The 9,090-nt window shown below is 70.4% G+C and carries 10 protein-coding genes; 6 read left to right on the top strand and 4 right to left on the bottom strand.

The genetic code is table 11. The annotated features are described in order from the left end of the window. The first annotated feature begins 135 nt into the window (after positions 1-135). The 4 genes from ABT004_RS34990 (at position 136) to ABT004_RS34975 (ending at position 3,980) form a co-directional block, all read left to right on the top strand. Positions 136-801, top strand: coding sequence for a class I SAM-dependent methyltransferase (locus ABT004_RS34990; protein WP_351345390.1), 666 nt, complete (start codon positions 136-138; stop codon positions 799-801). A 22-nt stretch (positions 802-823) separates the two neighbouring features. Beyond that, a complete protein-coding gene (locus ABT004_RS34985) occupies positions 824-1,837 on the top strand; it encodes an N-acetylmuramoyl-L-alanine amidase (protein ID WP_351345387.1) in 1,014 nt (337 codons plus the stop codon). A 128-nt stretch (positions 1,838-1,965) separates the two neighbouring features. Then, complete coding sequence (locus ABT004_RS34980) at positions 1,966-2,835, top strand: hypothetical protein (protein WP_351345384.1); 870 nt, start codon at positions 1,966-1,968, stop codon at positions 2,833-2,835. Positions 2,836-2,969: 134 nt separating this feature from the next. Continuing rightward, positions 2,970-3,980 carry an LLM class F420-dependent oxidoreductase gene (locus ABT004_RS34975; RefSeq protein ID WP_351345381.1) on the top strand — a complete coding sequence of 337 codons (1,011 nt, stop codon included), beginning with the start codon at positions 2,970-2,972 and terminating at the stop codon, positions 3,978-3,980. Positions 3,981-4,001: 21 nt separating this feature from the next. Here ABT004_RS34975 and ABT004_RS34970 read toward each other — a convergent pair whose 3' ends face one another. Beyond that, complete coding sequence (locus ABT004_RS34970; protein WP_351345379.1) at positions 4,002-4,571, bottom strand: hypothetical protein; 570 nt, start codon at positions 4,569-4,571, stop codon at positions 4,002-4,004. A 117-nt stretch (positions 4,572-4,688) separates the two neighbouring features. Here ABT004_RS34970 and ABT004_RS34965 point away from each other — a divergent pair, with 117 nt between their 5' ends. Then, positions 4,689-4,985 carry a hypothetical protein gene (locus ABT004_RS34965; protein ID WP_351345376.1) on the top strand — a complete coding sequence of 99 codons (297 nt, stop codon included), beginning with the start codon at positions 4,689-4,691 and terminating at the stop codon, positions 4,983-4,985. Positions 4,986-4,998: 13 nt separating this feature from the next. Here ABT004_RS34965 and ABT004_RS34960 read toward each other — a convergent pair whose 3' ends face one another. Genes ABT004_RS34960 through ABT004_RS34950 form a run of 3 tightly spaced genes read right to left on the bottom strand, consistent with a single transcriptional unit; the run spans position 4,999 to position 8,140 of the window. Then, entirely contained in the window at positions 4,999-6,072 is a 1,074-nt protein-coding gene (locus ABT004_RS34960) for a prenyltransferase (RefSeq protein WP_351345373.1), read from the bottom strand. Further along, positions 6,069-6,809, bottom strand: a complete 741-nt coding sequence (locus tag ABT004_RS34955) for a class I SAM-dependent methyltransferase (RefSeq protein ID WP_351345370.1) — start codon at positions 6,807-6,809, stop codon at positions 6,069-6,071. Before ABT004_RS34955 ends, ABT004_RS34960 begins: the two co-directional genes overlap by 4 nt. Beyond that, positions 6,803-8,140 (bottom strand): glycosyltransferase family 4 protein, encoded by a 1,338-nt coding sequence (locus tag ABT004_RS34950; RefSeq protein ID WP_351345367.1) that lies wholly within the window; start codon positions 8,138-8,140, stop codon positions 6,803-6,805. Before ABT004_RS34950 ends, ABT004_RS34955 begins: the two co-directional genes overlap by 7 nt. Positions 8,141-8,317: 177 nt before the next feature. Here ABT004_RS34950 and ABT004_RS34945 point away from each other — a divergent pair, with 177 nt between their 5' ends. Further along, positions 8,318-8,938: a TetR family transcriptional regulator gene (locus tag ABT004_RS34945; protein ID WP_351345364.1), complete on the top strand. Its 621-nt coding sequence runs from the start codon at positions 8,318-8,320 to the stop codon at positions 8,936-8,938. Positions 8,939-9,090: the final 152 nt, after the last annotated feature.

Below are 9,090 nucleotides of genomic sequence, written 5' to 3'. Positions count from 1 at the left end.
GGGTTGGGGGCGTTCGTGGTTGGTGAGGGGTGTTGTTTCTTGTTCTTTTAATTTTTTATTTTAGTTTAGCCGACCACCCCCCCCACGCCCACCCCCCAACTCCAGCCACGCTCCACGTAGGGCAGAGTGATCGGCATGAGCATCACAAGCCGCAGCCACGCCCCCGCCCCGGAGATCCTGGCCGCTTTCGAGGCGGCCAAGGGATTCATGCCGCGCGGTGAGGGGCTCGCGCTGTACGCCGCCGCCGTCGAGGCGGCGGCGCTCGGCCTCCCCCTTCTGGAGGTCGGGACGTACTGCGGGCGGTCCACCGTCCTGCTCGCCGACGCCGCGCGCGCGGCCGGGGTCACGGCGCTCACCGTCGACCACCATCGCGGCAGCGAGGAGCAGCAGCCGGGCTGGGACTTCCACGACCCCGAGACCGTGGACCCGGCGGTGGGGATCATGGACACCCTCCCCACGTTCCGGCGCACGCTGCACGCGGCGGGGCTGGAGGACCACGTGGTCGCGCTCGTCGGAAAGTCGCCGCAGGTAGCGAAGGTGTGGGGCGGGCTGCTCGGGCTCGTCTTCATCGACGGCGGGCACACGGACGAGCACGCCACAGCCGATTACGAGGGCTGGGCCCCGCACGTCGTCGAGGGCGGCCTTCTCCTCATCCACGACGTCTTTCCCGTGAAGCACGACGAGTGGACGGGGCAGGCGCCGTACCGCGTGTACCAGCGGGCACTCGCGTCCGGGGCGTTCACCGAGGTCTCAAAGTGCGACTCGCTGCGCGTCCTGCGTCGAAGTGGCGCAGGGATCTGAGCGCGCGGTTAAGGTCGGAAACGTGTCGTACGCAGGTCCGGAACCCGATGGCTTCGAAGAGGACTACTACCGCGAGGGCGCGCCTCGGCGCCGCTTCGGCGGGCGCCCCGTGCTCGTCACGTTCGCCGCGCTGGTGCCCACCGCGCTCGCGGCGTGGCTGGTGTGGCAGGTCGTGAGCGGGCCGGGTGACAGCGAGCCGCCGAAGGTGCTGCCCGCGCCCGGTCAGTCCTCGACCGCCTCGCCCTCGCAGGACGCGAAGGAGCCGAGCCCGACGGCCCCGTCGAAGTCGAAGTCGAGCGCCACCGCCAGCCCCTCCGCCCCGAAAACGTCCAAAGCCCCCGCGAAGCCCGCCGGCGGCTCGGGACCCCTCAAGGGCAAGCTCGTCGTCATCGACCCCGGCCACAACCCGGGCAACTTCAAGCACGCCACCGAGATCAACCGGTCCGTGAACGTGGGCAACGGCTCCAAGGAGTGCGACACCACGGGTACGTCGACGAACGCGGGCTACACCGAGGCCCGGTTCACGCTGGACGTGGCGAAGCGCATGCGGACGGTCCTCGAACGGCAGGGCGCGACCGTGCGGTTGACGCAGGACGGGGGCCGGTCCTGGGGACCGTGTGTGGACGAGCGCGCCGAGATCGGCAACAAGGCGAAGGCCGACGCCGTCGTCTCCGTCCACGCGGACGGCTCGGGCCAGGGCAACCGCGGCTTCCATGTGATCCTTCCCGCATCCGTGCGCGCGGGAGCCGCCGACACCACCCCGATCGTGAAGCCCTCACGCGACCTCGGCGAGCGGATCGCGGGCAAGTACCTCAAGGCCACGGGCCAGGCCCCGTCGAACTACATCGGTGGTGGCACGGGCCTCGACACCCGCAGTGACCTGGGAGGACTCAACCTTTCCAAGGTTCCGAAGGTCTTCATCGAGTGTGGCAACATGCGGGACTCGCAGGACGTCGAGCGACTGACGTCGGGCGCGTGGCGGCAGAAGGCGGCGCAGGGCATCTCTGAAGGAATCGTGAGTTTCCTCGGCGGGTAACTGTCACCCTATGGATCTCGGCAGACACTCCCCGGACCCGGGCGATAGTGTCCTCCGTACGATGTGGGGCCACCCCTGCGCTATGCGCCGCCTCCACCGATGACCGGACGACTGACGAAGGACTTGAAGTGAATATCCGCTCCCTCACTCGAGGCGACGGCGTGGTGATCGGAGCAGCGGTGTTGCTGTTGATCGCCTCGTTCCTCGATATCTACTCCGTCGACGGGGCGCCCGACAGCGTCGAGTTCCCGAACTCCTGGGAGAGCGGCCCGCTTCTCATGAGCGTGGTGCTCGCGGGCGTCATCGGCGCCGTGCTCATCGTGATCAGCCGTGGGACGGCGCAGCCGCGCAAGGTCGCGGGGATCGACCTCGGCCAGTTCGGCATCGCGGCCACGGTGCTGGCCGCGTGGGCGGCGCTCGGCAACATCTTCGACCCGTCGGGCGGCATCAACAACGTCGGCAGCAGCGCCTCCTCCGACGGTCCGAGCGCCGGCATCGGCCTCATCCTCAGCCTCGTCGCCACCCTGATCATGGCCGCCGCCGCGATCGCGACCCCCCTCGTCCCGGCCCTCAAGGGCGCCCTCCTCGGCTCCCCGCGCCCGCAGCAGCCGCAGCCGTACGGCGGCCAGCCGCAGCAGGGTTACGGCTACCCCGGCGCCCAGCAGCAGCCCGGCGGCCCCGGCCAGCAGCAGCCCTACGGCGCGCAGCAGCCGGGCCCGGGTCAGCAGCAGCCGTACGGCGGCCAACCGCAGCAGGCCGGTGCCCCGGCCCCGCAGGCCGCCGCGCAGCCGCCCGCCGCGGACTTCTCGCCGTTCTGGTTCGCCGTGCCGGTGCCGCGTCCGCTCTTCGCGGAGGACGGCTCGCAGGCGCAGATCGCCGAACTGGCACCCGGTACCTGGTACTTGGCGGTCGAGCAGCGGGGCCCCGGCCTCGTCGCCCAGACGCAGGACGGCCGCCGCGGTGTGCTCCAGGACACCTCGGGGATCCAGCGCGGCTGACCCGATCCCTCCACGGGGATCAAAGCAGTTCAAGGCCCCTCGCCCGTCTTCCGGGTGAGGGGCCTTTCGCGTAGTCTCGCTCGCGCAAATTGACATACCGTCAGTTCAGCTCAGTTCACGGGCAGGGGGCACAGATGCGGCTCGGAATCGCACTCGGCTACTGGGGTCGCGGGCCGGACCCCGATCACCTTCAACTCGTGCGGGACGCCGAGGAATTGGGCTACGACTCGGTGTGGACGTCGGAGTCCTGGGGCAGCGACGCTTTCACCCCGCTCACCTGGTTCGCCGCGCACACCTCGCGGATCCGGCTCGGCACGGCGATCGCGCAGATGGCGGCCCGCTCCCCCACCACGACCGCGATGCACGCACTCACCCTGGACCACCTGTCGGGCGGCCGGATGATGCTCGGGCTCGGCCTGTCCGGACCGCAGGTCGTGGAGGGTTGGTACGGGCGCCCGTTCCCCCGCTCCCCACTCACGGCCACCCGCGAGTACGTGGACGTCGTACGGCAGGTGCTGCGGCGCGAGGGGCCGGTGGAGGTCGACGGGCGGTTCCACTCGCATCCGTACAACGGGGACGACGGCACCGGGCTCGGCAAGGCCCTGAAGCCGATCACGCACCCGCTCCGCGCCGATCTGCCGATCCTGCTCGGCGCCGAGGGGCCGAAGAACATCGCGCAGACCACACGGATCGCGGACGGCTGGCTGCCGCTGTACTGGTCGCCGACGCGGACGGATGCGTACCAGGCGTCGCTCACCGAGTTGCCCGAGAACTTCACCATCGCGCCCATGGCCCGCGCGAAGGTCTGCGACGACGTCGCCGAGGGGCTGCTCCCGGTGAAGGCGATGCTCGGCTTCTACATCGGCGGCATGGGCCACGCGACCCGCAACTTCCACGCCGACCTCATGGCACGGATGGGGTACGAGGCCGAGGCCCGGCACATCCAGGACCTGTTCGCCGAGGGGCGCAGGGAAGAGGCGGTGCTGGCCGTGCCGGACGCGTTCGCCGACGAGATCTCGCTCGTGGGGCCGCGCGAACGGATCGCGGAGCGCCTGGAGTTGTGGCGCAAGGGCCCGGTGACGGACCTGCTGGCCCTGTCCCCGGACCCGCACACGCTGCGCGTACTGGCGGAGTTGAACTCGTAGACGACTAGACGTCTAAGGGCGCTACGAGCCCTTGGTGAGTTGCGAGGCCGACGGGACCTTGTTCGTCACCTCGGCGCCCGCGTCCTTGCCCGCGCCCTTGACGTCGTTGATGACGTCGTTGAAGGAGGAGGTCACGTCGCCGAGGCCCTCACCCTTGCGCAGCTTGGTCGACAGGCCCTTCAGCGACGCGATGCCGGCCGACAGCGGCGCGACCGCCTTCGAGAGCGTCGGGTCACCCTCGGCGTTCTTCTGCGCGGCCTTCAGCCGGTTGTACGTGAACGCGCCCGCGAGCCCCGCCTTCACCATGGCGAACCTGCGGCCGTCCGCGCCGGACTTGAACTTGCCGGCACGGTACGGCTTCACGATCCACTGATACGTGGCCCCCGCCGCGAGCCCCGCGTTCGCCGCGAACCGGGTCTTGGCGAACTTCTGCTTCTCGGCCTTCGTGGTGGCGCTCGCACTCGACGAGGCCTTGGTCGCGGACGCCGATTCGCTGTCGGAACCGCACGCCGTCGCGCCCGCGAGCAGCGCGCCGCACAGCAGCAACGCAGTGAGCAGACGTCGTACGGACAGGGGTGAACGGGGTACCACCGCATACCTCCGGGCCTTGAGCGGGCATTGGTGGCAGCGTCACCCGGCCCCGCGGCGTGCGCCACTCGGGCGAGCCCGTACGTGTTTCAGTGCAGGCTTCGGGGGCAACCGGTCGTCATGTCTGCGAACCGGCACTATCGAGGCACCAACGAGGCAGCCCGCGTCGTGATGATCGTGGCCGATGTATTCGCCGTGATCCTCGGCCTGTGGATCCTGATGTATCTCCTGGACGCGAACCGCGGCAACGACCTGGTCCAGTTCGTCCACGACGTGTCCACATGGCTGGCCGGCTGGTCCCATGACCTGTTCACCTTCGACGCGAGCTGGGCACGCGTCGTCGCCGGCTACGGCCTCGCAGCCGTCGTCTACCTGTTCGTCGGCCACGCGGTGGCGAACCGGCTGCGCAGGTACTGACCCGCGGAACCGGCTACGCGCAGCAGTCCGGCTCGACGCCCGTCGGCAGCAGTTCGCCGCCGAACACGGAGCAGGTGGCCTCGTCACCGCCGAGTGCCGCCACCGCGAGCAGCACCGAGCCCGCGGTCCACGTGGTCAGTTCCTCCGGCCAGATCGCCTGGTCGTCGAAGACGTAGCCCGTCCAGTACAGGCCGGTCTTCGGGTCGCGCAGGTGCTGGATGTCCTGGAGGATCCCGAGGGCCCAGTCGGACTCGCCCACCGCCCAGAGCGCGAGGGCGAGTTCGGCGCTCTCGCCGCCGGTCACCCAGGGGTTGGGGACCACGCAGCGCACCCCGAGACCGGGGACGACGAACGTGTCCCAGTCGGCCTGTATGCGGGCCTTCGCCTCCGCTCCGCCGAGAGCGCCGCCGAGGACCGGGTAGTACCAGTCCATCGAGTAGCGGCCCTTGTCGAGGAACCGCTCGGGGTGACTGCGGATGGCGTGCCCGAGCGCGCCGAGCGCCAACTCCCAGTCGGGTTGGGGCTCTTCGCGCTGCTCGGCGATGGCGAGCGCGCAGCGCAGGGCGTGATGCACGGACGAACTGCCCGTGAGGAGCGCGTCGTTGACGGGTGTGCCGTCGGGTTCGCGCTTCCAGCCGATCTGGCCGCCGGGCTGCTGGAGGCGGAGCACGAACTCCGTCGCCGCGCACACGACGGGCCACATGCGGTCGAGGAAGGCGTCGTCGCCGGTGGAGAGGTAGTGGTGCCAGACGCCCACGGCTACGTACGCGACGAAGTTGGACTCGCGGCCGTGGTCCGTCACGTCGTCCGGGTCGCCGTCGCGGTAGGCGGCGTACCAGGAGCCGTCCTCGGCCTGGTGCCTGGCCAGCCACTCGTAGGCGCGCCCGGCGGCCTCGTGCTCGCCGGCCACGTCGAGCGCCATGGCGGCCTCGGTGTGGTCCCACGGGTCGAGGTGGTGTCCGCGGAACCACGGGATGGCCCCGTCGGCGCGCTGGGCGCCGAGTATCCCGTCGACGGTCTGCGCCGCCTGATCCGCCGTCAGGACACCGGGGAGTACGAGGAGTTCGGTCCGCTCGGGGCTGCTCACTCAGCGGCCCCGTCGGCCTTCGGCAGGTGCGGCTTCGTGGCGTACGCGACGAAGCTCTTGCCGACGACGGGGTTGAGGAGGCCCTCGGCGACCCGGGTGAGCGCGGGCTTCTTCATGATGTCCCAGACCAGGAGCTTGTGGTACGCCTTCACCGGCAGCGCCTTGTCGTTGTCGACGCCGAACGCGCACTTGAGCCACCAGTACGGCGCGTGCAGCGCGTGCGCGTGGTGCGTGCCGTACGGCTTGAGGCCCGCCTCGCGCATCCGGTCGAGGAGCTCGTCCGCCTTGTAGATGCGGATGTGACCTCCCTCGACCTCGTGGTACGCGTCGGAGAGCGCCCAGCACACCTTCTCGGGGCCGTAGCGCGGCACGGTGACCGCGATCCGGCCACCCGGCTTCAGGACCCTGACCATCTCGGCGAGCACCCCCTTGTCGTCGGGGATGTGCTCCATCACCTCGCTGATGATGACGACGTCGAACGACTCGTCGGGGAAGGGGAGTTGGAGCGCGTCACCCTCCATCGCGGTCGCGGTGGCGCCCGCGGGGGCCTCGCCCGCCTCCGCCATCGCGGCGAACCACTTGGCGACCTCGGCGATCTCGTCCTTGTTCTGATCGAGGGCGACGACCTGCGCCCCGCGCCGGTAGCACTCGAACGCGTGCCGTCCGGCCCCGCACCCGAGATCGAGGACGCGGTCGCCCGCGGCGAGCGGGAAACGGGTGAAGTCGACGGTCAGCACGTGGCCCTGCTTTCCTGGGGAGTTTCGGTGACAACTTCGGTGCGCGCGGGGCGATTCGGCCGGGGCGCGGCCGCCATCGCCTCACGGTAGAGCTCGGCGGTGCCCTGCGCGGCGCGCGCCCACGTGAAGCGTTCCAGGACGCGGGTGCGGCCGTCCGCGCCGAGCCGGGCGCGCAGTTCACGGTCGCCGAGCAGCCGGCCGAGGGCCGCGGCGAGCGCGCCTGGGTCGCCGGTCGGCACGGCCAGGCAGGTCTCGCCGTCGCGCCCCGCGACCTCGGGGATGGCGCCGCCGGTGGTGGCGACGAGCGGGGTGCCGGTGGCCATGGCCTCGGCGGCGGGCAGCGAGAACCCCTCGTAGAGCGAGGGCACGCAGGCGACCTGCGCCGAGCGCACGAGGTCGACGAGCTCCTGGTCGCTGATGCCCTTGACGAACTCGACGGCGCCCTCGAGCCCGTACCCCGCGATGGCCTGCGCTACCGGCCCCTCCTCGGGCCGCTTGCCGACCACGACGAGGTGCGCGTCCGGCTGCTCGGCCCGCACCTTGGCGAGCGCCTCGACGAGATAGACGAGGCCCTTGAGCGGGACGTCGGCGCTGGAGGTCGTCACGATCCGGCCCGGTACCTCGGGCACGGCCGGATCCGGCGAGAACAGGTCGGTGTCGGCGCCGATGTGCACGACGTTGATCCGCCCGGGACGCACGCCCAGGTGCTGGACGATCTCGTCGCGGGAGGTGCCGGAGACGGTGACCACGGACGGCAGCCGGCGCGCGACCCGCTTCTGCATGCGCGTGAACGCGTACCAGCGGCGCTTGGACATCCGCTGCCGCCGGTTCTCGGCGGCGTCCAGCTCCAGCTGCCGGTCCACGGTGATGGGGTGGTGGATGGTGGTCACCAGCGGAGCGCCGACATCGCCCAACAGCCCGTAGCCGAGCGTCTGGTTGTCGTGCACGACGTCGAACTCGCCGCGTCTGGCCCTCAGATGGCGGCGGGCGCGCAGCGAGAACGTCAGCGGCTCGGGAAAGCCGCCGGTCCACATGGTGCCGACTTCAAGAGCGTCGACCCAGTCGCGGTACTCGTCGCGCTTGGGTGTACGAAAGGGGTCGGGGCTGCGGTACAGGTCGAGGCTCGGCAGCTCGGTGAGCGAGAGCCCCGCGAGGGCGGCGCCGTCGGCCGCCTCGTCGAGCACGGGGTACGGCTGGGAGCCGATGACCTCGACGCGGTGCCCGAGCCGGACCAGCTCCCGCGAGAGGTGCCGGACGTAGACGCCCTGACCACCACAGAACGGGTTGCCTTTGTACGTGAGGAGAGCGATACGCAAGGACTCCGCGGTCACTCCAGGCCACCCTTCTTCCTGCTTGCCCGTGGACACTACGTGGGGACGCTAATCTAGAACAAGTTTCAGACTTGATCGTTCAAGAGCATCGAATCTACCGGCTGGTAGCCGGGCCGCGAGAGGTGGATCGGGTGATTCACGCCACGGCGGGCTCCACGGGACACGGAAAGCTTTCTGATGACAGCTCCGGACGCGAGAACCACCACCCGCTCGACCCCCGCGCTCACCGAGCGTCAGGAGGCCAGGCGCCGCCGGATCCTGCACGCGAGCGCGCAGCTCGCGGCGCGCGGCGGCTTCGACGCGGTGCAGATGCGGGAGGTCGCCGAGTCGTCCCAGGTCGCGCTCGGCACGCTGTACCGCTACTTCCCGAGCAAGGTGCACCTCCTGGTCGCCACCATGCAGGATCAACTCCAGCACATGCACACCACCGTCCGTAAGCGGCCGCCGTCCGGCGACTCCCCCGCCGAGCGGGTGGCCGAGACGCTGATGGGCGCCTTCCGCGCGTTGCAGCGGGAGCCGCATCTCGCGGATGCGATGGTGCGGGCGCTGACGTTCGCGGACCGGAGTGTGAGTCCGGAGGTCGACCAGGTGTCGCGGCAGACCACGGCGATCATTCTCGACGCGATGGAGCTCGACGATCCGACTCTGGAGCAGCTCTCCGCGGTCCGGGTCATCGAGCACACGTGGCACTCCGCGCTCATCACGTGGTTGTCGGGGCGGGCGTCCATCGCCCAGGTCAAGATCGACATCGAGATGGTGTGCCGCCTGATCGATCTTTCCGCTCCCCGTCATCCGTGACCTGCACCGGCATTGCGGCCTCGGGACTCTGCCCCGGACCCCGCGCCTCAATCGCCGGCGGGGCTTGATTTGCTCAACCGCCGCCGACGGGGCTTGTTATTTCAAGCCCCTGCGGCGATTGAGCAGCGGGGACCGGGGCGGAGCCCCGAGGC

Source organism: Streptomyces sp. NPDC002790 (assembly GCF_040295505.1).
In the GTDB taxonomy this organism is placed as follows: Bacteria; Actinomycetota; Actinomycetes; order Streptomycetales; family Streptomycetaceae; genus Streptomyces.
This window is presented reverse-complemented; position numbering and strand designations above follow the sequence as displayed.

Excerpts from the sequence above, each read along its gene's own strand:
- ABT004_RS34945 (WP_351345364.1), top strand. The coding sequence starts at position 8,318 with ATGACAGCTCCGGACGCGAGAACCACCACCCGCTCGACCCCCGCGCTC.
- ABT004_RS34965 (WP_351345376.1), top strand. The coding sequence starts at position 4,689 with ATGTCTGCGAACCGGCACTATCGAGGCACCAACGAGGCAGCCCGCGTC.
- ABT004_RS34990 (WP_351345390.1), top strand. The coding sequence starts at position 136 with ATGAGCATCACAAGCCGCAGCCACGCCCCCGCCCCGGAGATCCTGGCC.
- ABT004_RS34975 (WP_351345381.1), top strand. The coding sequence starts at position 2,970 with ATGCGGCTCGGAATCGCACTCGGCTACTGGGGTCGCGGGCCGGACCCC.